A 25,310-nucleotide genomic window follows, 5' to 3' on the forward strand; every position below is an offset into this window, starting at 1 on the left:
CATGAATCTGACCACGGCAGAGATCGGCGGATATATCGGCACCTTTATGTGGCCCTTCGTGCGTATCGGCGCCATGTTCACCATTGCTCCGATTTTCGGCTCGCAGATGTTACCGATGCGAGTCAAGCTACTAATCGCAGTAACGGTTACCCTGGTCCTCATTCCGGTGATCCCTGCGGTACCCAATCTCGATCCGCTCAGTCCGCAGGGGATCTTTACCCTGATGCAGCAGTTTCTGATCGGATTTTCGATGGGATTTGTGCTCCAGTTGGTAATGGGTGCCATCACCATGGGTGGTCACAGCGTCGCCATGGGAATGGGTCTCGGTTTTGCCTCGATGGTCGATCCGCAAAACGGTGTTCAGGTACCGGTACTCAGCCAGTATTTCCTGATTCTGACCACACTGTTATTCCTCTCCCTCAATGGTCACCTGATCATGATCGACGTGCTAGCGCAAAGCTTCCATATACTGCCGGTCGGTACTAGCGGACTACTCGCCGAAGGGGTGTGGGGTCTGGTGCAGTGGGGTGGTCAGATGTTTGCCGGTGCGGTGTTGATCGCAATGCCGGTGATGATCTCACTGATGGTGGTTAATATCGGTTTTGGTGTGATGATGCGCGCCGCACCACAGCTAAATATCTTCGCAGTCGGTTTCCCGATCACCATGCTGATCGGTTTTGTACTGATCATGGTGACCCTACCCACGGTTGCTGATCTTATCCAACGGCTCTTCGATGAGGCATTTAACTTTTTGCGGTTAATGCTGCAGGGAGGTACCTGACATGGCTCAGGATGAAGGTCAGGAACGCACTGAAGAGGCGACGCCCAAACGCCAACGCGAAGCGCGTGAAAAGGGCCAGATTCCTCGCTCCAGAGAGCTTGGTTCGATGACAATGCTGATGGTGGCGGCGACCGGGCTGCTGGTGATGGGCGAGGGGATGCTGAAAGAGCTGGTGGTGATCCTGCAGCAGGGATTTAGCATTGATCGCTCACTCGCCTTTGATAAGGTGGCAGCGGTCCAGTTCATGATCCGTCTGTTCTCAGAAGCGCTCTTTATGATGGCGCCATTCCTGTTACTGCTGACAGTAGCGGCGTTCCTGCCTCCGGTTGTAATGGGAGGCTGGTCGTTTAGCTGGAAGGCGGTGGCACCGAAGTGGAATAAGCTCGACCCAATCAAGGGACTCAAGCGTGTCTTTGGTCCTCGCGGTCTGATGGAGCTGATCAAGGCGGTGGCGAAATTCTCGGTGGTGGCGATGATCTCCGCCACTATCTTGTGGCAGTGGTCGGAGGAGTTCTTTGGACTCGCGGCAGAACCCCTGCAGCAGGGGTTGGCACATTCGGCCGAACTGGTGACCTGGTCATTTCTGGCGATGAGTGCGGCGCTAATACTCATCGCGCTGGTCGATGTTCCGTTCCAGCTCTGGGATCACTCCAAGCAGTTGAAGATGACCCGTCAGGAAGTTAAGGACGAGTATAAAGATACCGAAGGTAAGCCTGAGGTTAAGGCACGCGTACGCCAGATGCAGTATGAGATGTCACAGCGTCGCATGATGGATGAGGTGCCACAGGCGGATGTGGTTGTGACCAACCCGACCCACTTCGCCGTAGCACTTAAGTACGAACAGGATAAGGGTGGGGCCCCGAAGGTGGTGGCCAAGGGCGCCGACCTGATCGCAGCACAGATTAGAAATATTGCCACTGAGCACGATGTGCCAATCTTTGCTGCACCTCCATTGGCACGAGCGATCTTCTACAACACAGAGCTTGATCAGGAGATCCCGGCGGGGCTCTATGTCGCGGTGGCACAGGTACTTGCCTACGTCTATCAGGTGCGCATCATTCTTCGAGAGGGCGGTGTAAAACCTCCACCACCTGATGATCTGCCGGTACCCGATGAGTTTTTAAAGAGAGATCAAGAACAGGCCAATGGGCCTGAGCAGGGGAGAGAGTAGCAGTGGAAGCGAACCGTTCAATCGGTGCCACAATAGGTGAGATGATGCGTAACGGCATGGGTGCGCCGATCCTGCTCGTTATGCTGTTGGCGATGGTGGTTATTCCGCTGCCAACGATTCTGCTCGATATTTTCTTCACCTTTAATATTGCACTCTCCCTGATCGTGATGATGGTGGTGGTCTACGTTGCACGACCACTCGATTTCAGCCTTTTTCCTACGGTGCTATTGATCGCAACCCTGCTGCGTCTGGCTCTGAACGTCGCCTCAACGCGAATCATCCTGCTCGAGGGGCACAACGGTGGCGCTGCCGCGGGTAAGGTCATCGAATCGTTTGGTTCGTTTGTTATCGGTGGTAACTACGCTGTCGGCCTGGTGGTGTTCCTGATCCTGGTTGTTATCAACTTTGTGGTGGTCACCAAGGGTGCGGGACGTGTCTCTGAGGTAAGCGCTCGCTTCACCCTCGATGCGATGCCGGGTAAACAGATGGCGATTGACGCCGATCTCAATGCCGGAATTATTACCCAGGAGGAGGCGCGTGAACGTCGTGAAGATGTCTCCAACGAGGCAGACTTCTACGGCTCGATGGATGGTGCCAGTAAGTTCGTACGCGGTGATGCCATCGCTGGCATTCTGATTCTGGTAATCAACGTTATCGGTGGTCTTGGCATCGGTATCGTGCAGCACGATCTCGCCTTCGGTGTGGCAATGAACTACTACACTTTGCTGACCATCGGTGACGGACTGGTTGCGCAGATCCCCTCTCTGATGCTCTCAACCGCCACCGCTATCATTATCACCCGTGTTACTGCACGTCAGGATATGGGCGAGCAGGTGTTAGCGCAGCTGATGACACCCAAGGCACTGGGTGTCTCAGCCGGAGTAATGGGTGGCATTGGAATTGTGCCAGGTATGCCCAATTTCGCCTTCCTGACACTGGCTGCAGCGCTGGGTGGCGCCGCCTATTATATGTGGCAGCGTGATCAGGAGAAGCCGGCGACCGAGAGTGCTGAAGGCGGAGCGCCGGGTGCACCCGGCGTTCCGGTTCCTCCAGGAGGTGCTGCGCCGGCTGGTGGTGCGGCACCGGCAGAGGAGCAGGCCCCCAGCGAGCTGAGCTGGGATGACGTAGGTCCGGTCGACATGATCGGACTCGAGGTCGGCTATCGATTGATCCCGCTGGTCGATACCAATCAGGGTGGCCAGCTGATGCCACGTATCAAGGGTGTGCGTAAGAAGGTCTCGCAGGATCTCGGCTTTCTGGTCCACTCGGTCCATATCCGCGACAACCTCGATCTTGCCCCTAACTACTATCGCATCAGTCTGATGGGGGTGCCGGTGGGTGAGGCGGAGATCCATCCCGATCGAGAGATGGCAATCAACCCAGGACAGGTATTTGGATCGATTGAAGGGCTGCCGGGCAGAGACCCTGCCTTTGGTCTTGAAGCGGTCTGGGTTGAGCCGGGACTTCGCGATCAGGCGCAGACGATGGGTTACACGGTAGTCGATCCGAGTACCGTTATCGCCACCCACCTGAGTCAGATTTTGCAGGATCATGGGCATGAGCTACTCGGCCATGAAGAGGTACAGCAGCTACTCAATGGCCTCTCTAAAAATGCACCCAAGCTGGTTGAAGACCTCGTGCCCAGATTGTTGCAACTCGGCACTGTGCTGAAGGTTTTACAGAACCTGCTACGAGAGAAGGTGCCGATTCGTGATATCCGCACGATTGCCGAAACTCTGGCGCAATACGCTCCTACTTCGCAGGATGCCGATTTTCTGACGGGTATGGTTCGTGCTTCACTTGGTCGTTTAATTGTCCAACAAATCAATGGGATGGAGGCGGAGTTGCCAGTGATTACTCTGGATCCTGGTTTGGAACAGTTATTGCTACAGAGTCTACAAGCCGGGCCAGAAGGTGCCGGAATCGAACCGGGACTCGCCGAGCGGTTGCATCAATCGCTGATCGACGCAGTCCAGCGCCAGGAGATGGCAGGGCAGCCATCCATCATGCTGGTGGCCGGTACGGTCAGGGGGTGGTTATCACGCTTCCTGAGACCCTCGATTCCGAGTCTGCATGTATTGGCCTACAACGAAGTACCGGAAAATAAACAGATAAAAGTAGTAGCGACGGTTGGACAGGCACTCGAGGGTGGTGCCGGTTAGACCGGCACAACTCATAAGGGTGAGATGAGATGAAAATTAAACGTTTCTTTGCAGCAGACATGAAACAGGCGATTCGCATGGTGCGAGAGGATATCGGTCCCGATGCCGTGATTCTCTCCAATAAGAAGGTCCGTGGCGGAATCGAGATCATCGCATCGCTCGAGTATGAAGAGGTACTGGAGCAGAAAGAAGAGGCCTTTGTAGAGCGTGAAGCGACCATGGCCGCAAGCTCTAAACATGATATCGATGATTCAACCGCACTGGCGATGACCATCGAAGAGCGTGCTGCGATGTATGCAGCTCGGGAGGAGGCGGCTGTCGTTCCAACTGCAGCAGTTGAACCGAAATTGGAAGTCGAAGTGCCGGTGCTTCAGGCAAGAACAGAACGTAAGAGCGCACCGGTTGAGATCGAGTGGTCTCCCGATCCAGCGCTCTCAGGAATGCAGGAGGAGATCCAACGCCTGCGTGGCATGGTTGAGAATCAACTGACCGGGCTCGCATGGGGTGAGATGGGACGCAGCCAGCCGCAGCGTACCGAACTGATTCGTCGTCTCACAGGTATGGGGCTGCAGATCGATCTGGTCAGAGAGCTGGTTGATCATGTTGCCTCGATTTCTGACGTGGATCAGGCGTGGCGTCAACTGCTTCTACTGCTTGCAAAGACGCTACCTGTCTCCAGTGATGACGATTTTCTCGATCATGGTGGTGTGGTGGCGTTGGTCGGTTCGACCGGTGTTGGAAAGACCACCACCATTGCCAAACTGGCTGCACGTTATGCACTGCGACACGGCAGCAAAAACGTGGCGATGGTGACAACTGATAGTTATCGAATCGGTGCCCATGAGCAGCTACGTACCTATGGACAGATTTTGAGTGTACCGGTACATGTGGCCTCCGATGCCGATTCACTGAAAAAGGTATTGAAATCGCTCTCGAGCAAGAAGCTGGTGTTGATCGATACGGCCGGTATGAGTCAGCGTGACATCAGACTCTCCGAGCAGTTTGCCACTCTGCAGGGTGGTTCAGCACTGGTGCAGATCTATCTGGTGCTCTCAGCCACGGCACAGAAGGCGGTGGTACGAGAGACGGTTAAGGCGTATCAAGGGGTCGATCTGGATGGCTGTATCGTGACTAAAATTGATGAATCGGCCTCGCTCGGTGGTGTGATGTCTGCAGCCATTCAAAGCAATATGCCGTTGGCCTATGTCACTGATGGGCAACGTGTTCCAGAAGATATACACCCAGCGCGTGCACACACGTTGGTGAAGCGTGCGGTTGAATTCCAACGCGCACACGACGATATGATTGATGATGAAGAGTTGGCATTGGCATACGGTGGAAAATTGGTTCATGCTCATGCCAGATAGGGGGAGAGATCAAGCAGATGGACTACGTAAAATGAGTAGACCACGTCCAGTAAAGGTAATTGCAGTCACCGGAGGTAAGGGTGGTGTCGGTAAGACCAGTCTATCGGTCAATCTCGGCATCTCACTGGCCGAGAGTGGTCGTGAGGTCCTGCTGCTCGATGCCGACCTCGGTCTGGCCAATGTCGATGTACTGCTTGGGGTGCATGCACCCTATAACCTCTCTCATGTGATTAGTGGTGAGCGTACCCTTGAAGAGGTGATCGTTGAGGGGCCAGGTGGGATGAAAATTATCCCCGCCTCCTCGGGCACACAGAAGATGGCGGAACTGACCCCAGCGGAACATGCCGGTCTGATTCGTGCCTTCAGTGAGTTGAGCTTCAGTCCCGATGTCCTGTTGATCGACACAGCTGCCGGTATTTCGGATAACGTGATTAGCTTTACCCGTGCGGCACAGGAGGTGATGGTGGTGGTTTGTGATGAGCCCGCCTCTATAACTGATGCCTACGCGATCATGAAGGTGTTAAATCGTGACTACGATGTGTCACGCTTCCATGTGATGGCAAACATGACCCACTCGAGTCAGGAGGGGCGTGAGCTATTCGCCAAGATGACCATGGTGGCCGATCGCTTCCTTGATGTAACACTGAATTTTATCGGTGCAGTGCCCTACGATGATCACATTCGTAAAGCGGTGCGCTCTCAACGGCCAGTTGTATTGGCCTACCCTCGCAGCCGAGCTGCTCAGGCATTCAGGACGATAGCCCAAAAGGTGGATGGATGGCCGTCGGCCTCTGGGGCGAGCGGGCATCTGGAGTTTTTCTTCGAGCGTCTGATCCATTCAGGCCCGAGTGATGCGGAGTTGATGCCATGAATGCCCTGGCCTCTTACACAGAGACCCAGAAAGTGGGTCAAGACGATCTGGTGCTGCAACACGCATCACTGGTTAAAAGACTTGCCTATCATATGGCCGGTCGTATGCCGCCCAGTGTTCAGGTCGAGGATTTGATGCAGGCCGGAATGATTGGGCTGTTAGAGGCATCACGAAATTACGACCCGACCCAGGGTGCCAGTTTTGAGACCTACGCCAGTATTCGTGTACGTGGTTCGATGCTCGATGAGATTCGTAAATCGGACTGGACGCCACGTTCAGTTCACCGCAAGGCGCGGATGGTTGCTGATGCAGTGCATGAGGTTGAGAACCGCGAAGGGCGCGATGCCAAGGACTCCGAGGTTGCCGAGTTATTGGAGATCTCACTCGATGACTACTATCAGATCCTTAAAGACTCTAGCAGCGCTCGCATCTTCAGTGTCGAGGATGTACTAGAGACCGCAGAAGAGCAGCAGGGTAAGGGGAATCTGACCACGCCGGCCGGACCGCTCGAAGGTCTTGAGCGAGAGGGTTTCAAGCGTGCCTTGGCCGATACTATTTCAGGTCTGTCCGAACGCGAACGACTGGTTCTGGCACTCTATTACGATGAAGAGCTTAATCTTCGTGAGATCGGTGAGGTGCTGGGTGTTAGCGAGTCACGCGTGTGTCAAATACACAGTCAGGCGATGGCAAGATTGCGCGCCAGAATGACGGACTGGACTGCAGATAGAGATTAACGATTACGACTCCAGTGCATTATACTGCGTGGGAATCTATAGCTTTGAAAATGCTTATAAAAAGAGCAGGAGGTTGTTTTGGATAAGAACATGAAGATCCTGGTTGTGGATGATTTCTCCACAATGCGGCGCATCATTAAGAATCTGCTGCGTGAGCTGGGCTTCGAAAATGTGTCGGAAGCAGACGATGGCGCTACAGGCCTACCCATGCTGCAGTCTGGTGATTTCGACTTTCTGGTTACCGATTGGAATATGCCTGGGATGACAGGTATTGATCTGCTCAGGGCGGTGCGAGCCGATCCGAACCTCTCTTCTATGCCGGTATTGCTGGTAACGGCGGAGTCGAAGAAAGAGCAGATCATTGAGGCTGCGCAGGCTGGTGTAAATGGCTACATCGTTAAGCCGTTTACTGCCGGAACCCTCAAGGAGAAGATCGACAAGATCTTTGAACGCATTGATGCGGGCAGCTAGGGGGTCAAAACATGGAACTGACAGAAAGCGAAAAACAGCTGCGACTGGAAAATGCGCGCGCACTGCTCAAATCTCTTGAAGAGGATAACGAGCCCGAAGCAAATCGTCTGCTCGATGAAATGGTACAGATCCGAGATGTTGGACTCTTCCAGGAGATCGGAAAACTGACACGTGATCTGCACGACTCTCTCAATAGCTTTGGTTCCGATTCACGTATTCCTGAGCTAACCGAAAAAGATATCCCCGATGCCAAAGAGCGTCTCAACTACGTTATTACCAAGACTGAAGAGTCAGCTCACCGCACGCTTGATATGGTTGAGCAGGTGCTGCCTATGTGTGAGAGCCTCAGTAAACAGGCTTCAGACCTAGGTGGTCAGTGGCAGAAATTCCGTGCCAGAGAGATGGAGGCGCAGGAGTTTCGTGACCTCAGTGGTGAGATTGATACCTTTTTTACTCAAGTCCAGCAGAGTACAGCCGACATTCAGAGTAAGTTGACAGAAGTTCTGATGGCACAGGATTTCCAGGATATTACCGGTCAGATCATTCGCCGCGTAATAAGTCTTGTCCAGGAAGTAGAAGAGAATCTGGTTGAGATGGTTCGAATCTCTGGTAAGAAGATGGTGCCAGGCAGTACCTCAAGCGAAAAAACAACAAGTGAGTCTGGAAAGTTGGAAGGGCCTCAAGTACCTGGTCTGGAAACCGCCGATGTGGTGAGTGGCCAGGATGATGTGGATGACCTTCTCTCTAGCCTCGGATTCTGAGGACGTAAAAAAATGGCAATCGATGTTGATGACGATATTCTCCAGGACTTTCTGATCGAGGCGGGTGAAATCCTCGAACAGCTGGGTGAACAGCTCGTAGAGCTGGAGCAGCGTCCAAAAGATAACGATCTTCTCAATGCAGTATTTCGTGGCTTCCATACCGTAAAGGGTGGTGCCAGCTTCTTGAGCCTGGATGCTCTGGTCAATATTTGTCATCGCGCCGAAGATGTCTTCAACCAGCTCCGCAATGGTGAGCGCGATGTAGATGCCACCTTGATGGATATCTTCCTCACGGTTCTAGACAGACTCAATAGTATGTTTGATGAGGTTCGCTCCGGACAGGATCCAACGCCTGCCGAAGATGAGCTGATGGCCTCACTGGAAGCGTATCTGAACGGTACCGTAGATGCTGCCTCCGCTGCTGAGCCACCTGCAGCAGAACCTGAGCCCGAACCGGTTGCAGTTGCAGAAAGCGGTGCGGCGGATGATGGTGATATCACCGATGAAGAGTTTGAGGCACTGCTGGATACGCTACACGATGGTGCGGCACCGGGTGCTCCGGCAGCTTCTGAGGCTGCCCAAACAAGTGCGAGTGGCGGTTCGGAAGATATCAGTGAAGATGATTTTGAGGCGCTGCTTGATGAGTTACACGGTGGTAAGGCACCGGGTGCATCGGGTGCGGTAGAAGCCGAAAAACCGGCTGAACCGACGGCGGCTTCAGGTTCAGACGATATCAGTGAAGATGAGTTTGAGGCACTGCTCGATGAGCTTCACGGCGGCAAGGCCCCGGGCTCTTCGGGTGCTACTGAGCCTGCTAAAGCAGAGAAAAAAGAGACCCTCCCCCCCCAACCTCCCGCCAAGGCAGCGCAGCCAGCAGCACAGGATAAACCTGTACCTGCCGCCAAGGCACCAGCGAAGGCCGCTGCAGGCGGTGGACAACCAACCCAGGAAGCAACGGTTCGTGTCGATACCAAGCGTCTCGATGACATTATGAATCTGGTTGGCGAGCTGGTACTGGTACGTAATCGGCTCTCGACCCTCAAGGCCGCGATGGCCGATGAGGAGGCGAGCAAGGCCGTTGCTAACCTCGACCTGGTTACCGCAGACCTTCAGACAGCGGTGATGAAAACCCGCATGCAACCGATCAAGAAGGTCTTTGGTCGCTTCCCACGTGTTGTACGTGACCTTGCGCGTAGTCTTAAGAAAGAGGTCTCTCTAGAGCTGCGCGGTGAGGAGACCGACCTTGATAAGAATTTAGTTGAGGCGCTGGCCGATCCACTCGTGCATCTGGTGCGTAATGCGGTTGACCACGGTATTGAGGGGCCCGATGTTCGTGAATCAGCGGGTAAACCTCGTGGTGGTACCGTTATTCTCGCGGCAGACCAGGAGGGTGATCATATTCTGATCACTATCACCGATGATGGTGCTGGTATGGATGCCGACCTTCTGCGTCGCAAGGCGGTTGAGAAGGGGATGATGGATGAGGATAGTGCGAATCGTCTGAGTGACAACGAGGCTTATAACCTGATTTTTGCGGCGGGTTTCTCAACCAAGACCGAGATATCCGATGTCTCAGGTCGTGGTGTTGGCATGGATGTGGTCAAGACCCAGATTACCCAGCTCAATGGTAGTGCTGAGATCGATTCGACTCTCGGTAAAGGTTCCAAGATCAGCATCAAGGTACCGCTGACGCTCGCTATTATGCCGACCCTGATGGTCGTTCTGGGTAAACAGCCGTTTAGTCTGCCACTGGCCAGTGTTAACGAGATCTTCAATCTCGATCTTTCCAAGACCAATGTGGTTGATGGTCAACGAGTGGTGATGGTGCGCAATCAGGCACTGCCGCTTTACTACTTACGTGAATGGCTGGTACAGGACGGTTACGTTGATCAGGCACCAGACAATGCACATGTCGTTGTCGTCAATGTGGGTAGTCAGCGTGTCGGTTTCGTGGTGGATCAGCTGATTGGTCAAGAAGAGGTGGTTATCAAGCCACTCGGTCAGACACTGCATGGTGTGGCTGGCATGTCAGGTGCAACCATCACCGGTGATGGGCGTATTGCTCTGATTCTCGATGTACCCAGCTTGATGAAGGCCTACGGCGGAAAATATTGAACCCTGCGCCGTTCGGGGTGACAATCAAACCCCTTATTACGGTTTTAAGGTAGAGAGATAGATGGCAGTACGCGTACTGGTTGTGGACGACTCCGGTTTTTTCCGGCGCCGTGTCACAGAGATTCTCGATTCAGATCCCCAGATTGAGGTGGTCGGTGCTGCTGTGGATGGTAAAGATGCCATCGATAAGACGATGCAGCTCAAGCCCGATGTGATCACCATGGATATCGAGATGCCGGTCATGGATGGCATCACAGCAGTACGGCGTATTATGACAATGCGCCCAACTCCCGTGTTGATGTTCTCTTCACTCACCTACGATGGTGCCAAGGCGACACTCGATGCACTCGATGCCGGTGCGGTCGATTTTTTACCAAAACGCTTCGATGACATTTCTAAAGATCGCGAAGAGGCAAAGCGTAAACTTTGCGCACAGGTTCGCAGTGTCGCCAAGGGAAGTCGCCCAGCACCAACACCACCGCCTGTAAGCAGACCAACGGCAGCCGCGCGTACACCCATTTCAAGACCAGCGTCTGCGCCGCCACCCGCTGCCCCTTCAGCGCCTGTTAGGCGTGGCAGTTTCAAACTACTTGCTATCGGTACCTCCACGGGTGGACCGGTCGCGTTACAGAAGGTACTGACCGCACTGCCGGCTAACTACCCGATGCCGATTTTGCTGGTACAGCACATGCCTGGCACCTTTACTCCGGCTTTCGCGGCGCGTCTTGACCAGCTCTGCAACATCAAGGTGAAAGAGGCCGCAGATGGCGACATGCTGCAGCCTGGTGTCGCTTTATTGGCACCCGGTGGTAAACAGATGGTTATTGAGGGGCGAAGTGGTGCGGCGCGGGTGAAGATCACAGAGAGTGATGCTGGCCAGTTCTACAAACCCTGTGTCGATATCACCTTCAATTCTGTTGCCAAAATCTATCCAAATACGACCCTGGCGGTGATTCTGACCGGGATGGGTGCAGATGGTAGAGAGGGGTGTCGCACCCTTAAACAGGGCGGTTCCACGGTCTGGAGCCAGGATGAGGCGAGCTGCGTTGTCTACGGTATGCCGATGGCAGTAGCAGAGGCTCGCATCACAGATCGTGTCGTAACACTCGATCAGTTTGGCAGTGAACTTGCAGGTGTTGTTTAAGGATTTGATGCGAGTGACAGGTAATGAATGGTCTCAGCACCCAAAATGGGGTATCTATACTCAGTAGAGGCCGTTATTGCATAATTTTCAGGGTCGGTGCGCTTGACTCACTACGTGAGCGCATTCGACAGTGTTGAGGAGGGTAGCTATGAAGGTTTGGGCTATTGCTAACCAGAAGGGCGGTGTTGGCAAGACGACCACCACAGTCTCATTGGCTGGGCACCTCGCTGCGCGTGGTCACGAAACGCTGTTAATCGACCTCGATCCCCACGGTTCTCTGACCAGCTATTTTGGTTTCGATCCCGATAGTGTTGAGAATGGCGCCTATACCCTCTATCAGCGTCACGCTAGTCGTGTTCCTGCTGATCCGACCTCTTTGATCCATCCGACCCGTTTTCCTAAGCTGCAGATAATGCCGGCCAATATGGCGTTGGCAACACTTGATCGTCAATCGGGCAAACTGGGAGGTATGGGCCTGGTCGTGGCCGAGGCCGTGAAGAGTCTTGAAGGGCGCTTTGATTACGTGCTGCTCGACTGCCCGCCGATGTTAGGTGTGCTGATGGTCAACGCACTGGCGGCATGTGAGCGATTGATTATCCCAGTGCAGACAGAGTTCCTGGCGATCAAGGGACTTGAGCGCATGCTCAGTACCCTAAATATGATCAACAACAGCCGTCCACTACCGCTCGATTATACGATTGTTCCGACTCTGTTTGACCGACGTACGCGTGCCTCGATCGAAACCGTACGCCATCTGCAGGAACGCTTTGCCAGTCACCTATGGGATGAGGTGATCCCGGTTGATACCCGTTTCCGTGAGGCGAGCAGAGCGGGTGCTCCGCTGCCTATCATGCAGCCAAACGCGAGAGGCTCAATTGCCTATCACCACCTGCTTAACTATCTCCAGGCCTTCGACTCAATAGAACAGGTAGCTGCTCGATGAACAAAAAGTATTCAGGAAAAAATGAGTCGATTCTCGACGAGAGTTTGGCACTGGGGGACTATCTCGATGGTCTGCTGAGTGACACGCCTTCAACACCTGAACCTGTCGCCCGTTTGCGAGCCGTTGATGCGGAAAGCAAACTGAGCGTGCGACCAATCACAACCGAGACGCCACGTATATTACCGCGTGAAATCCCCGTGGCACCCCCTCCTGAGGTTAAGGAGACGATTGTTGAGGAGCCGGTAGTTGCCGAGCAGCTTGAGGCTGCCGCTGAAGAGAAGGCTGCAGAGCCGGAGTCTGAGGTTCCAGAGTGGGGTGATGAACCCTTCCAGTCGCTACTGTTTAGCGTTGCTGGATTAAAACTGGCGGTACCGCTTGCACGGCTCAACGGTGTGTTGAACTGGAGTGATGAGATCACCCCGATGCCAGGCCACTCTGAGCACTTTATGGGGCTGTTACCGCATCTCGATAAAAACGTGAAGATCGTTGATACGGCCGGTATTGTTGTACCCCCCGAGCGAATGAAAGATGGTGAGCGCCAATATGGCAACATCATTCTGATCGGCGAGGGTGAATGGGGACTTGCCTGTGATGATATCGATGAAGTCATTACACTGGGATCTGATGATGTACGTTGGCGTACCTCCAAGGGTAAACGCGCATGGTTGGCGGGTACCGTTATCGAGCAGATGTGTGCATTGCTCAATACCGATGCGCTTGCTGAGCAGCTGGGTACAGGTGGTTATCAGTAGTACATATTGATTCTTGGCACGGTTGATGCAAATAACGTAATAACAATATGCTTCGCGACAAATATCTGACGCGAGATGCAATAAGCTGAATAAGATAGACCTTAGAGGTTACTGAGATGAATGAAGTAGTGAAGGCAACCGGCAATGACCCCATCCTGCAGTGGGTGACCTTCCAGCTCGAACAAGAGACCTACGGCATTAACGTGATGCAGGTGCAGGAGGTGCTGCGTGTGACTGAAATCGCGCCTGTACCCGGTGCACCGAATTATGTGCTCGGTATTATCAATCTACGCGGAAATGTGGTGACGGTTATCGATACCCGTCGCCGTTTTGGACTGATGCCCGAGGAGATGGACGACTCGACACGTATCGTCATTATTGAATCGGATAAACAGGTGGTCGGTATTCTGGTCGACAGTGTTGCTGAGGTTGTGGAACTGGCGATGTCCGAGATCGAGACGGCGCCCAATGTCGGTAATGATGAGAGTTCAAAATATATCCAGGGTGTAGCCAGCCGTGAAGGCAAACTGCTCATTCTGGTAGACCTTAACAAGCTACTCGATGAGAGTGGTTCCGGCTGGTAGGTCTTCGCGTTATGTAGCGGGGTGTGCGCCATGAGTGAGATAAGAGACGTTATTCCAACATTTCCTCTCAATCCGGTTGATAAGAGCCGTGATCAGAAAGAGCGCAAGAAACGCCCCAAGCAGGAGAAACGACAGAAACCTGCCGATGACCAGCAGGATGATGGACGTCCCCACGTAGATGAGTATGTATAGGTAGCTGCCATGACTATTGCACTTTTCATTGTTTCACTTGCTGCGTTGGCGACAGCTGCCGTTGCTATCTACCAGCTTACCAGGGTGCGTCGGGAGCTCGATGCTTTCCGACAGACCCGAGTCGATCTCAATGCAACTCGTGATGATGTGAGTGCGCTCTGTAGTGGTGCGGTTGGTGTCGGCAATCGACTCAATAAACTGGAGCAACGTCTGCGTAGCCAGAATGAACGCCAGGATCAGCTTGATCTCAGAACTTCAGGTGAACGTCCCTACCTACAGGCTGGCAAACTGGTCCACAGTGGTGCCTCGATTGATGAGCTAATCAATACCTGTGGCCTAACCCGTGGTGAGGCAGAGTTGATCTTCATGATGAACAGTGCGGAAAGTGCTGGTAACGCATAGACCCTTCGTCCGCTCAGAATCGACCGTTGGTTGGTAAATATCCCTACCTGTTCCACTCTCTACCCGTAAGAAGACGCCACGCGTTTCGGTACGCAAACTGGTGCCTCGCCTTCTCTGGCAAGTCGCGAATAATATCCCGGAAGTTATCTACCTTCTCACGTAGGTGTCTCGTCAGTGGTGCGCGTCCACCGCCGTAGTCAGAGGCAAACACAAATCGTCTGTCGAACTCTTTAAAGATGGCGAGATACTCTGTGCGGACGCGTTTTTTTTGATTTCCCTCGCTGCCCATCCAAATTACCGTATCACCCTCAAGTAGACGGTTATTGTCTGGGCCGGCACATTGGTATTGACGGTTTGGATGACCGATGGCGAGATCAAAAAAGAGATTGGGGTAGCTGTTAAGCAGGTGACGCACATACCTTGGCGTAAAACGCCGCTGCTTTTCAGGGTGACGTAGTTGTCCAAAATGGGAAACGATAACCTTCGCCTTGGGGTATTGCCTTAACATCCTCTCTAGTTCAGTGAGTTCGCGATCTTCCGCTTCCAGGTGGATACTGAAGGGGATGCCGCGCTCGGCACTGAGCGCAAACAGGCGATGACCATTTGGGCTGCTTAGAGGTATGGCGTTGTCACGATCATTGCGTCCTCGGGAGCACTGGATGCTCGACATGTAGTGGCGAAAGTCGAGTTCGCCCATAACGCGATAGCGACCACTACGAACTTCGTGCTCTAACTGATCGATATAGTGTCTCTCGTCTTCCCCTTTCTGTTTAAGCCAGTTACTGTTCGTGCCGCCGTTGGTCGTTGGAATAAAATAGTCGGGGTGATCATTGACGAGTTCCAGAATGTAGTTACTCCAGCGATACCCCTTACTGCCATCCTTTGGCCGCTGATAGCCGTCCGCAGCCATTAAAGCGATACCAATCTCATCGAACACATCAAAAGCATCTGGGATGAATTGTTTTATCTGTTCAGATTTGAGACTGGTCTGCAGATCGATAAGCGGTAGTTTGTCTGTCTCAAGTAGCTTCTCGATTCTATCGGCCCAACGCTGTTCAAGTTGATCTTTACTGAAGTTGAGCTCAGTGGCAGCAATGTTAGCGCTGTGTGTGAGAAGTAGTAGTGCGAACAGTGATTTCATAGAACGATGGATAGTGAGGATACCCATTAATTTGTTACTCATCCTGCGAAGTTGTTCCGGTTTCAAGCGGTGGACGTTTGCCCGAAATGATATAGGCGAAAGAGATGACCTCGGCTACCGCGACATAGAGTTCACGTGGAATCTGATCCCCCAGTTCTATCTGAGCCAGTAACTGAACCAGGACCGGATTCTCCTGATAGGGGATTCCGTGTTTTTTCGCCAGTTCGAGAATCTCTCGGGCGAGATCACCTTCACCCTTTGCAGTGACCCGGGGCGCACCGACGCCGTCGTAGCGAAGTGCAATCGAGAGATCGTTGCCGGTTTGCTGCTCCTTCATGCCTTCTCATCCAGTATCGACTCGGCGGCAAGCAGGCCATTTTTAAAGGGGGGAGCACCGCTGTGAGTATCGAGTTTGTTAACAACCAGTCCAGCCTTGGTAAGGCGCTGTTCGAGTTCACCCATGTTGGCCTTAAAGAGTTCAGCGCTGTCGTGCTGTTCGGCCCAGAAGATTGTTGAGATGGAGCCGCCTGCGTAGGTCACCTTGATGTGCAGTGGTCCAATAGTGTCGAGATCGAACGCAAGCTTAACGGACCACTGTTTCTCAGCATTGCCATCACTGTTTTTCCCACGCTCCTCCTCGAATTTCATTTGCACCAGATCGATCCGCTCACCGTTGCGAAGTGGTAGCTCGATCAGCCATGCGGGGCGTGTTTCCGCCTCTGTGGCCTGATGAGGTGTAGAGGTAAGCTGGTTGAGCTGTATGCGAGCAAGGCTCCCCTCAACCTGCTTGAGAAGATCTGCAAGCATTCTCAATGTGTCCCCAAGGGGGAGTGACGGTGCAAAACGTGCGGGAGCCTGGGGGGCGCTACCGGGAAGAGTCAGTTCACTGCTGAGAGGGAGTTTGTCACTGCTAGGTGGCAACGATTTGCTGCTGCTGACGGTACGTAACAGATCGAGTAGTTGCAGCAGTGGTGCCTTGAAGTCGCTGTTTGGGGTGGGGCGATTGAGTCCCTGCAGTCCCTTGAGAAGATTGGCCTCAAAGAAATTTCCCGATGATTTTATTGCCTGCTCAAGCGCCCCTGGTTTACTGATATCACTAGATGAGCTGATCTGACTGACCAACCGCTGGGCAAGTTGTGTGATGGCACGTACCTCATCGCGACTGATGCCGGGCGGAGGTGTCGTGGCTGATGTTGTGACTGGCTGTCCCGGTAGGGTTGGTGTGAGGAGGGGCGTGCTACTGGAATTCACTTTGCTGGGAGTGATGGCCGTTGAAGCTGCAGTTAACAGCTGGGTGACAACCTTGGTCTGGGTAAGCTGGGTGAGATTGGCCAATAGTTCTGAGATGGGACGCTGTAGTGGCAGCAGGTTTTTTAACGCAATGCTCTGTGGTGATGGGGGCTGAATGTTATCAACAACACGCATCACGGGGGAGGGGGTGAGCCTTTCGACAACGAGTTGGAGCTGTTGTCCCGCCCGGATCGGCTGATCGCTTTTTGCTTCGACCGCAAGATTTCCAATCTGCAGCATCACACGTCCCTGCTGAGAACTCTCGCGTGCAACAGCGAGCAGTGATTCGCCTACCTTCCAATTGCTCAGTGCCGCCTTAAGCTCAGCGACATCGACTTTGATGGTAGTGATCTGCGGTTGTGTCGGTTTTACTTCCACGCCTGACCCTGACTCTCTATTGGCTCTAGCATACTCTATCGGTCAGGAATAGGGCTGCTTTAGGAGGGAGTGGCTATTCAATCAACTCGGTGGTGTAACGTTCGATCTCAATCTGATCTGACCAGTAGTCGGCCGGAAGACCTGCCTTGAGCTTGAGATGCTGCAGAAATTGCTCAGGATTCGGCAGTGACTCCCAGACTGAGGGGAGAAAGGTGCCACGCCGGTAACCCTCACTCAGTATCAGGCCGTCGATGCCGGGACGGATCTTCTCCAGCAGATCCTCTTCACCATTAAAAAGGAGTGGTTCCGAGGGAGTGAGGATAGAGATATGAATATCGAGTCGCTGAAACTCATTTTCATCAAGGGGTGGAAAGCGTGGGTCGGAGAAGGCTGCCGCGTAGGCGTTGCTTGCGACATCGACGGCAAGTGGGCGATGCGCCTCTAAGGTTCCGATACAGCCACGCAGTGTGCCGCCGAGCTCCAGGGTGACAAAGGTGGCACGCTGCCGTTGAAGTGGGTCGCTATAGTCGCTCGCATTTACATCAAGTGCCTTACCGTGAGTGAGCCCATGGCGGATAGAGTCGCGTGCTAGCTGACGCAGGTCGTCCTGCTCATGCCCTGTCAGTGATGTGACACTACTCAACGAGATAGGCTCCATATCCGACCACCTGGTCACGAGCACCCGCGGTGTCACCCGAATTTCGCAGATCGATGGTTCTAATTGTCATCTGATGTTTTTCTACAGCGGCTAGCAGGCCGAGAATACCATTTCGTCCACAGGCGCTCTCATAGTGAATGGCACGGCCGTCGAGCTGCTCTATGGCATTTGAGGTGGTGCGATCCATCTGTTGTGCGGTGAGGTAGTCGTGATAGTGACTCAAATCTGAACTGATCACGATCAGCGTCTCATCGCCACCCCAGAGCAGTTTCAGAACCTGTTCGACCTCTGTTGCTGCGCAGTCGCCAACAACCAGCGGAATCAGAGTGAAGTCATCAAGCAGACGCTGTAGGAAGGGGAGCTGGACCTCGAGGCTATGCTCAAGGGTATGCGCCTCATCGAGCCAGTGGAGTTGCGGTAGCTCAATGATCTTCTCCAGAGCCGCTTTATCAATGCTGACATCGCCGAGAGGGGTACGAAAGAAGTCGGCATGGCTAGCCGCCAGACCGTGAAAACCAACCCGATGTGCAGGTCCTAGCAGTACCACCCGTTTGATCTGATGGCGTGCCGCCGCGATTGCTGTATAGGCCGAGGCGGCGATAGGGCCGGAGTAGATAAAACCAGCGTGTGGCGCGATGATCGCCTTGGGCACGCGAGCTACTTCTGCCGCCTCGCTCAGATAGCCATCGACCATTGTGCGAAGCTCTGTTGGATCACTTGGATAGAACATGCCTGCCACGGCTGGTTGTCTAACAGTTGCCATTCCGGCTCCCTTTGTGGGACATCTATCTACTATCAATAGTGTGAGAGTGGATCGATATCAAGTCCGTAATTCTGTAAGGATATATCGACTATAGTCTGGTCAGATAAGTTGCGAATTGATAGTGAGGATGAGCGATGAGTAAGGGGTCAGAAACAATCACGCCCGAGACACCAACATTCCCGACCCGGTATTGGCACAAACTCGAGGATGGACGGGTGCAGTGTGATCTCTGTCCGCGTTACTGCAAGCTACGTGATGGCCAACGTGGGCTCTGTTTTGTAAGGGCCAATAGGTCTGATGAGATCGTGTTGACCAGCTATGGGCGATCTAGCGGCTTCTGTATCGATCCCATCGAGAAGAAGCCGCTTAACCACTTCCTTCCCGGAACCCCCGTTCTTTCGTTCGGTACGGCTGGTTGTAATCTCGCCTGCAAATTCTGCCAGAACTGGGATATGAGCAAATCACGCGAGATGGATACATTGATGGATCAGGCCTCGCCGGAAAAAATTGCACGGGTTGCCAGAGAGATGGGGTGTCGCAGTGTCGCCTACACCTATAACGATCCAGTCATCTTTATGGAGTATGCAATTGATATAGCCAGGGCGTGTAGAGCGCAGGGAATCAAGTCGGTCGCTGTTACCGCTGGTTATATCTGTGATGAACCACGACGTGAGTTTTTTAGTTATATGGATGCCGCTAACGTTGATCTGAAGGCGTTCAGTGATGAGTTCTATCTGAAGCTGTGTGGTGGCCAGCTCGATCCTGTTCTAGAGACCCTTAAATATCTGCGACATGAAACCGATGTCTGGACTGAAATTACTACCCTGTTGATTCCGGGCGAGAATGACTCCGAGAGCGAACTGGAGGCGATGAGTCGTTGGGTGGTCGACAATCTCGGGGCTGATACACCGTGGCACTTCAGTGCCTTTCATCCCGACTGGAAAATGATGGACCACCCACCCACGCCACCTGTAACGCTGAGTCGTGCACGTGAGATCGCGATGAGTGCCGGTCTGCACCATGTTTATACCGGCAATGTGCACGATGAGCGAGGTGGTAGCACCTACTGTCACCGTTGCGGTAAGCGCCTGATCGGACGTGACTGGTATGTACTGACTGAATGGAATCTGACCGCCGATGGACGCTGTTGTGACTGCAACAGCCCCTGCGTTGGTGTGTTTGAAAAACACCCCGGTGAATGGGGTGCAAAGCGACTCCCGATCAATATGGAATTACACCCATAAGCCACTGAAAAAACAGGGAAGAGATATTACCAATGGGGGGTGCAGGAAAGATCGACAAGTCGATAGAATTGTTTTTATGAAAATCGATGAGATAGAGATCGGTGCTTTCTACAGCAACGGTGATTTTGGCAAGCGTTGGATGGTGCGCCAGGTGCTGGCAATCGACTCATCACTCTGCGAGGTGAGTGGCGATGAGGAGCGTAGCGTCCAATTCAAGATATTGGTGGGTGAGAACCGTCGAAAATCGTTTGTCGTTTCCGATGAAGAGTTCGCAAACTGGGCTCGTTATGAGGTGGTGCGGAACGAAAATAGTTGGGAACGCGCTTCATAACTGGCGTAGTAAGTGGGACTTAAAAAAGGAAGATAGCGGTATTATTGGTGTCCTCCCTGTTACTACTGATCCAGACACTCTTTTGACTCTATTCAATTAAGCTGTACTTCTGTGTCGTCTTTTCAGAGTGCACTATTGACTATGTCTGCCCCTGCTGCCTTCGCTGGCGTCTGCTGCAGATGAGCGTACATCGGATCATATCGTTACAGTTATTCAACACTTCCACCTGCAGCACTCCTGGGGGTAAGCAAGCCACCACGCGGTTTTTCCATAGAAGCCGTGGAGAAGGTGGCTGCAGAGACGGGTCTAACGATTTCTCGCCTGGTGCTCGATAATCTTCCACAAATGGTTGCAGCGGTTGATGAGGGACGTGCCGAATTATTGCTGTTAATTAGGCTGATTAAAGAGGTTGCTCACTTCAACATATCCCAGTGAATGCTCTTCACTGGGATATGTTGATTGATGTTAAGTGGTTAGTGTTTGGTATTGATTGCTTCAATTATTTGTCCAAAACTGATGCCAGCATCATTGCTTGGAATGGTCTCGTGAATAATTGCTGGGCGCTGTTGTGATGCAAGTATCCTAACTACAGCTTCAGTTAATAGGTGGTTTTGGAATACACCGCCGGTGATCCCAACTGAGTCAAAGTCGTATTTTTCGGTAATAGCCTGAGTCTGGTCGCTGAGTGATTGTGCCATGGTGGCGTGAAAATCGGCGGCACGAATGGCTGAACTACGACTCTCATCGAGCAGAGTCAAAATAGTCGGCTCCCAATCTACTTCAATGACACCATCTGATCTCGTATGCTGCGGCAGGCTAATCGCTTTACCTTTCGACGCTGATATCGATTCCAGCCACATCGGTGCCTGACCATCGAAACTGGCCTGTTTCAGAGTTCGTGTAAAGGCGGCTGCAGCATCGAAGAGTCTGCCGACGGCGCTGCTGCGCGGGCTGTTAATACCTGTTTCCCATGCATGACGTAGCAGTGCGTTTTCGCGTGGATTGCCCGTCCACTCCCGGTCGCACTCCCAGCAGAGTGACTGGGCGCTACGCCACGGTTCATGGGCGACCTTTATGGCGCCTGGCAGGGAGAAGGGGCGGAAGGTGGCGACTCTCTTCCAATTGCCAGGTCTACCGAGTAGTGCCTCACCACCCCAGAGCGTGCCATCTTCGCCGTAGCCGATACCGTCCCAGGTGAATATGAGTGCTGTCCCCTCAAGCCGCTGCTCACCATAGAGGGAGGAGGCGTGGGCGTGGTGGTGGTAGACCTTTATCAGTTCCTTGTCTTTCTGGTCGCGTGCCCAACGACTGCTGAAGTAGTCGGGGTGGGCATCACAGACGATGATCTCAGCCTCGACGGCGTAGAGTCGCTGTAGATCCTCAATGGTGCGTTCAAACTGGTTGATTGTTCTCGGTGCATCGAGATTGCCGAGGTGCTGTGAGACTACGACACGATCTTCCCAGGCGAGTGCAACGGCCACCTTGTTGTGGGCACCAACAGCGAGGATCGGACGATCAAACCTGTAAGGTAGCTTTAGCTCGAGTGGGGAGTTGCCACGGCCGATGCGCATCGGCCGTGCTTTACCGGCTGAGATCTGAAAAATAGCGTCATCAACTGGGCGGCGAATGGGACGATCGTGGTGCAGGAAGGCATCAACAACATCATGAAGTCGAGCTTCAACATCGGCGGCCTCGGTCAGTACCGGCTCGCCGCTGATGTTGCCAGAGGTAAAGACGAGTGGTTTGCCAAACGATTCGGTAATGAGTGTATGTAGTGGACTGTAGGGCAACATTATGCCGAGTACGTTTAGACCCGGCGCTACACTTTCGGCGAGACCACTTTCACTCTTCGCGGACATCAGCACAATCGGACGTAGTGGATCGAGAACGAGCCCGGCTGCTACTTCACACGGTTCCGCGATGTTCTTAACCATCGCCAGACCATCTTCACCTGCTGCAGCGACCATCACCGCAAAGGGTTTATGTGGGCGATTTTTATTGTGCCGCAATCGGCGCACGGCCTGGTCATTGCTGGCGTCACAGACCAGGTGGTAACCACCAATCCCCTTAATGGCGATAATTAATCCCTGTCGTAAGCCCTCAATGGTTGCGCTAAGTGCCGCTTCATTATCGCGTAGGTCAAAACCCTCATGGTGACGAAAGTGGAGTTGAGGGCCACACTCGGGGCAGGCGAGCGGTTGGGCGTGAAAACGCCGATCGAGCGGGTCTTCATACTCAGCGCGACAGGCAGGGCAGAGCTCAAAACCGGCCATGCTGGTACTGATGCGATCATAGGGGAGGCGGTCGATAATCGTATAGCGCGGCCCACACTGGGTGCAGTTGATGAAGGGGTAGCGATAGCGCCGGTCGTCGGGATCGTTGAGCTCTTTGAGGCAGTCGGGACAGGCGTATTGATCGGGTGGTACGTGGATGAAGGCACTTTTGCCCTTTTCGCTATGGTGAATCTCAAAAGCATCGCACTGCTGTGTGGTGACACTCTCGCGGCTTCTGATCTCGGGTCGGGCGAGTGGTGGTGCCGATGGGATGAGGTCTGCTATGAAGGCCTCAATTCTTGTCTGCTCGCCCTCAATATGGATCTCAACCAGACCAGTGAGATTACAGACCCAGCCATTCAGGTCGTGTTGAGTGGCCAGTCGATAGATGTAGGGGCGAAAGCCGACGCCCTGAACGCGTCCGGTGATATGGAGTTTCTCGGCCCGCAGTTCGTCCATAACGCTCCTTAGCAGCTAATCCTCAGGTACTAGCACTACACCGGCCAGAGGTGGGAGAGTGAGCGCGATAGAGTGTTCTCGATTCATCCACGGTGTTGCCTCAGCTTCGATAGTGCCACTGTTGCCAATATCGCTACCGCCGTAGAAGTGCGAGTCGGAGTTGAACGCCTCACGCCAACGGCCGCCACACGGCAGTCCGATGCGATAGTTCTCGCGGGGTACTGGCGTGAAGTTGAGAATAATCACCGCCTCCTTACCACCACCGCTGCGCTGATAGGCAAGTACCGACTGCGAGGCGTCGTGACAGTCGACCCAGTCGAATCCGCTGTGGTCGAAGTCGTGGTGGTGCAGCGCCGGTAGCTCACGGTAGAGCCGGTTGAGATCTCCCACGCCCTGTTTCATACCATTGTGTAACGGTGAGTCGAGCAGCCACCAGTCGAGTGCTCGGTCGTGGTTCCACTCACCACCCTGTGCAAATTCACTACCCATGAAGAGTAGCTTCTTACCCGGATAGGTGAAGTAGTAGGTGTAGAGCAGGCGCAGATTGGCAAAACGCTGCCACTCATCGCCCGGCATCTTGCCGAGCATGGAGCCCTTACCGTGCACCACCTCATCGTGGGAGAAGGGGAGTACGAAGTTCTCGCTGAAGGCGTAGAGCAGGCCAAAGGTGAGACGCTCGTGGTGGAAGTGGCGGTGGATCGGATCCTTGCTCATGTAATCGAGCGAGTCGTGCATCCAGCCCATGTTCCACTTCATCGAGAAGCCGAGACCGCCGACCCAGGTGGGACGGGTGACCTGCGGCCATGAGGTCGACTCCTCGGCGATCATTAATGTACCGGGGTGCTCACCGTGGGTGACCTCGTTGAGTTCACGTAGGAAGTCGATCGCCTCAAGATTCTCGTTACCACCGTAGCGATTGGGCAGCCAGTCCCCCTCTTCGCGTGAATAGTCGAGATAGAGCATCGAGGCGACTGCATCAACACGTAGTCCGTCGATGTGGAACTCCTCCAGCCAGTAGACGGCGCTGGCGATGAGGAAGTTCTTCACCTCGTTACGACCGTAGTTGAAGATCAGTGTGCCCCAGTCGCGGTGTTCACCGAGGCGAGGGTCTTCGTGTTCGTAGAGTGCGGTACCATCGAAGTTGGCCAGGCCGTGCGCATCCTTAGGGAAGTGACCGGGTGCCCAGTCGAGCAGTACGCCAATACCGTGTTGGTGGCAGTAGTCGACGAAGTAGCGGAAGTCATCGGGAGTGCCGAAGCGACTGGTAGGGGCGTAGTAGCCGATGGTCTGATAGCCCCAGGAGCCGTCGAAGGGGTGTTCGGTAATCGGCAACAGTTCGATGTGGGTAAAACCGGTCTGTTCAACATAGTCGACCAGGCGATGGGCGAGTTCGCGGTAGTTGAGGAAGTTGCCCTCATCATCGAGCTGCCAGGAGCTTAGATGGACCTCGTAGGTCGACATCGGTTCATGTTGCCACTCGCGTTTGGCGCGTGTCTCAATCCAGCTCTCATCCCCCCACCCATATGATTCGTAGTCACGCACGATTGAGGCGGTTTCGGGACGCATTTCAAACTGCTGGCCGTAGGGGTCACTCTTGAGCAGGATCTCACCGCTATCGCGATTGCAGATCTCAAACTTGTAGTTGATGCCGGGCTGCAGGTCGGGGATGAAGAGTTCCCAGATTCCGCTACCGCCGCGTACCCGCATCGGATGGGTTCGCCCATCCCAGCTGTTGAAATCACCAACAATACTGACCCGCTCTGCAGCGGGAGCCCAGGTGCAGAAGCGCACACCATCAATGCCATCAGCGGTATGCGGGTGGGCACCAAGCATGCGGTAGGCGTGGCGGTGACGCCCCTCGCCAAACAGGTGCATGTCGAGATCACCGATCTGCGGGGGGAAACAGTAGGGGTCATGACGTGTGATCTGTTCGCCACGGCTGTCACACCAGCTCAGTTGATAGCGCTCGGGCAGGGCGGTGGTATCACCGCGCCACTCAAAGATGTCGCTGCCGGGGATTCGCGTCATCTCGGCACCGATATCGGTTAGCTCTACCGAGGCCACTGACGGAATATAAACGCGGACTACACTCTCTTTACCCGCTTTGTGGAGACCCAGCACGTTGAAGGGGTCGTGATGACGTGCGTCAAGGAGGCGTTGCAGTGATTCGCTGATACTTGCGGCGGCAGTAGGGATCGGTTCCATTAGTTTCCTGTTGTTTTTCCACGTTGGCACTATGTTTTATCCAACCGTAATGCAACTGATGTTAGCATACGGGCCAATCGAATCTGTCTATAAAAATCGGCCTGCACCGAGTCAGCTG

At 53.8% G+C, this 25,310-nt stretch carries 25 protein-coding genes; 18 read left to right on the forward strand and 7 right to left on the reverse strand.

Features of this window, described 5'->3' with window-relative positions; translation table 11 throughout:
* Position 1: 1 nt before the first annotated feature.
* The 15 genes from fliR (at position 2) to BOW52_RS00785 (ending at position 14,450) form a co-directional block, all read left to right on the forward strand.
* Positions 2 to 781, forward strand: coding sequence for a flagellar biosynthetic protein FliR (fliR, locus tag BOW52_RS00720; protein WP_078482164.1), 780 nt, complete (start codon positions 2 to 4; stop codon positions 779 to 781).
* A gap of 1 nt (position 782) precedes the next feature.
* Positions 783 to 1,952: a flagellar biosynthesis protein FlhB gene (gene flhB / locus BOW52_RS00725; protein ID WP_078482165.1), complete on the forward strand. Its 1,170-nt coding sequence runs from the start codon at positions 783 to 785 to the stop codon at positions 1,950 to 1,952.
* 41 nt (positions 1,953 to 1,993) lie between these two features.
* Positions 1,994 to 4,114, forward strand: coding sequence for a flagellar biosynthesis protein FlhA (gene flhA, locus BOW52_RS00730; protein WP_078482263.1), 2,121 nt, complete (start codon positions 1,994 to 1,996; stop codon positions 4,112 to 4,114).
* 29 nt (positions 4,115 to 4,143) lie between these two features.
* Positions 4,144 to 5,481: a flagellar biosynthesis protein FlhF gene (flhF, locus tag BOW52_RS00735; protein ID WP_078482166.1), complete on the forward strand. Its 1,338-nt coding sequence runs from the start codon at positions 4,144 to 4,146 to the stop codon at positions 5,479 to 5,481.
* Positions 5,471 to 6,352 (forward strand): MinD/ParA family protein, encoded by an 882-nt coding sequence (locus tag BOW52_RS00740; protein ID WP_078482264.1) that lies wholly within the window; start codon positions 5,471 to 5,473, stop codon positions 6,350 to 6,352. Before flhF ends, BOW52_RS00740 begins: the two co-directional genes overlap by 11 nt.
* The gene (locus BOW52_RS00745) at positions 6,349 to 7,086 is read left to right on the forward strand and encodes an RNA polymerase sigma factor FliA (RefSeq protein ID WP_078482167.1); all 738 of its coding nucleotides are present in this window, start codon (positions 6,349 to 6,351) and stop codon (positions 7,084 to 7,086) included. Before BOW52_RS00740 ends, BOW52_RS00745 begins: the two co-directional genes overlap by 4 nt.
* A 90-nt stretch (positions 7,087 to 7,176) precedes the next feature.
* Positions 7,177 to 7,557: a chemotaxis response regulator CheY gene (gene cheY, locus BOW52_RS00750; RefSeq protein WP_078482168.1), complete on the forward strand. Its 381-nt coding sequence runs from the start codon at positions 7,177 to 7,179 to the stop codon at positions 7,555 to 7,557.
* A gap of 17 nt (positions 7,558 to 7,574) precedes the next feature.
* Positions 7,575 to 8,318, forward strand: coding sequence for a protein phosphatase CheZ (locus BOW52_RS00755; RefSeq protein WP_078482265.1), 744 nt, complete (start codon positions 7,575 to 7,577; stop codon positions 8,316 to 8,318).
* A 12-nt stretch (positions 8,319 to 8,330) separates the two neighbouring features.
* Positions 8,331 to 10,433 carry a chemotaxis protein CheA gene (locus BOW52_RS00760; protein WP_078482169.1) on the forward strand — a complete coding sequence of 701 codons (2,103 nt, stop codon included), beginning with the start codon at positions 8,331 to 8,333 and terminating at the stop codon, positions 10,431 to 10,433.
* Between the two features lie 61 nt (positions 10,434 to 10,494).
* Positions 10,495 to 11,577 (forward strand): protein-glutamate methylesterase/protein-glutamine glutaminase, encoded by a 1,083-nt coding sequence (locus BOW52_RS00765; protein WP_078482170.1) that lies wholly within the window; start codon positions 10,495 to 10,497, stop codon positions 11,575 to 11,577.
* Positions 11,578 to 11,725: 148 nt separating this feature from the next.
* Entirely contained in the window at positions 11,726 to 12,520 is a 795-nt protein-coding gene (locus BOW52_RS00770) for a ParA family protein (protein ID WP_078482171.1), read from the forward strand.
* Positions 12,517 to 13,272, forward strand: a complete 756-nt coding sequence (locus BOW52_RS00775) for a chemotaxis protein CheW (protein WP_078482172.1) — start codon at positions 12,517 to 12,519, stop codon at positions 13,270 to 13,272. Before BOW52_RS00770 ends, BOW52_RS00775 begins: the two co-directional genes overlap by 4 nt.
* Before the next feature lie 116 nt (positions 13,273 to 13,388).
* Entirely contained in the window at positions 13,389 to 13,856 is a 468-nt protein-coding gene (locus BOW52_RS00780; RefSeq protein ID WP_078482173.1) for a chemotaxis protein CheW, read from the forward strand.
* Between the two features lie 30 nt (positions 13,857 to 13,886).
* A complete protein-coding gene (locus BOW52_RS16885) occupies positions 13,887 to 14,048 on the forward strand; it encodes a hypothetical protein (RefSeq protein ID WP_172840044.1) in 162 nt (53 codons plus the stop codon).
* Positions 14,049 to 14,057: 9 nt separating this feature from the next.
* Complete coding sequence (locus BOW52_RS00785) at positions 14,058 to 14,450, forward strand: DUF2802 domain-containing protein (RefSeq protein ID WP_078482174.1); 393 nt, start codon at positions 14,058 to 14,060, stop codon at positions 14,448 to 14,450.
* A gap of 43 nt (positions 14,451 to 14,493) precedes the next feature.
* On the opposite strand, the gene BOW52_RS00790 is transcribed toward BOW52_RS00785, so the two are convergent.
* From BOW52_RS00790 to amrB, 5 genes are all read right to left on the reverse strand, one after another.
* Positions 14,494 to 15,633, reverse strand: coding sequence for an amidohydrolase family protein (locus BOW52_RS00790; protein WP_078482175.1), 1,140 nt, complete (start codon positions 15,631 to 15,633; stop codon positions 14,494 to 14,496).
* On the reverse strand, positions 15,626 to 15,928 hold the full coding sequence (locus BOW52_RS00795) for an EscU/YscU/HrcU family type III secretion system export apparatus switch protein (protein WP_078482176.1): 303 nt from the start codon (positions 15,926 to 15,928) through the stop codon (positions 15,626 to 15,628). Before BOW52_RS00795 ends, BOW52_RS00790 begins: the two co-directional genes overlap by 8 nt.
* Positions 15,925 to 17,259 (reverse strand): flagellar hook-length control protein FliK, encoded by a 1,335-nt coding sequence (gene fliK / locus BOW52_RS00800; protein WP_078482177.1) that lies wholly within the window; start codon positions 17,257 to 17,259, stop codon positions 15,925 to 15,927. Before fliK ends, BOW52_RS00795 begins: the two co-directional genes overlap by 4 nt.
* Before the next feature lie 73 nt (positions 17,260 to 17,332).
* Positions 17,333 to 17,917: an AmmeMemoRadiSam system protein A gene (gene amrA, locus BOW52_RS00805; RefSeq protein ID WP_078482178.1), complete on the reverse strand. Its 585-nt coding sequence runs from the start codon at positions 17,915 to 17,917 to the stop codon at positions 17,333 to 17,335.
* Positions 17,895 to 18,680: an AmmeMemoRadiSam system protein B gene (gene amrB / locus BOW52_RS00810; protein ID WP_078482179.1), complete on the reverse strand. Its 786-nt coding sequence runs from the start codon at positions 18,678 to 18,680 to the stop codon at positions 17,895 to 17,897. The genes amrA and amrB overlap by 23 nt, the downstream gene beginning before the upstream one ends.
* Positions 18,681 to 18,814: 134 nt before the next feature.
* Here amrB and amrS point away from each other — a divergent pair, with 134 nt between their 5' ends.
* From amrS to BOW52_RS16890, 3 genes are all read left to right on the forward strand, one after another.
* Entirely contained in the window at positions 18,815 to 19,924 is a 1,110-nt protein-coding gene (gene amrS / locus BOW52_RS00815) for an AmmeMemoRadiSam system radical SAM enzyme (protein ID WP_078482180.1), read from the forward strand.
* A gap of 76 nt (positions 19,925 to 20,000) precedes the next feature.
* Positions 20,001 to 20,255 carry a hypothetical protein gene (locus tag BOW52_RS00820; RefSeq protein WP_078482181.1) on the forward strand — a complete coding sequence of 85 codons (255 nt, stop codon included), beginning with the start codon at positions 20,001 to 20,003 and terminating at the stop codon, positions 20,253 to 20,255.
* Between the two features lie 288 nt (positions 20,256 to 20,543).
* Positions 20,544 to 20,690, forward strand: coding sequence for a hypothetical protein (locus BOW52_RS16890; protein ID WP_172840045.1), 147 nt, complete (start codon positions 20,544 to 20,546; stop codon positions 20,688 to 20,690).
* A 38-nt stretch (positions 20,691 to 20,728) separates the two neighbouring features.
* Here the strand turns inward: BOW52_RS16890 and hypF are convergent, their stop codons facing one another.
* Positions 20,729 to 22,987: a carbamoyltransferase HypF gene (gene hypF, locus BOW52_RS00825; protein WP_078482182.1), complete on the reverse strand. Its 2,259-nt coding sequence runs from the start codon at positions 22,985 to 22,987 to the stop codon at positions 20,729 to 20,731.
* Positions 22,988 to 23,002: 15 nt separating this feature from the next.
* Positions 23,003 to 25,192 (reverse strand): 1,4-alpha-glucan branching protein GlgB, encoded by a 2,190-nt coding sequence (gene glgB, locus BOW52_RS00830; RefSeq protein WP_078482183.1) that lies wholly within the window; start codon positions 25,190 to 25,192, stop codon positions 23,003 to 23,005.
* Positions 25,193 to 25,310 lie beyond the last annotated feature (118 nt).

Source organism: Solemya pervernicosa gill symbiont (assembly GCF_002020875.1).
Lineage (GTDB): Bacteria > Pseudomonadota > Gammaproteobacteria.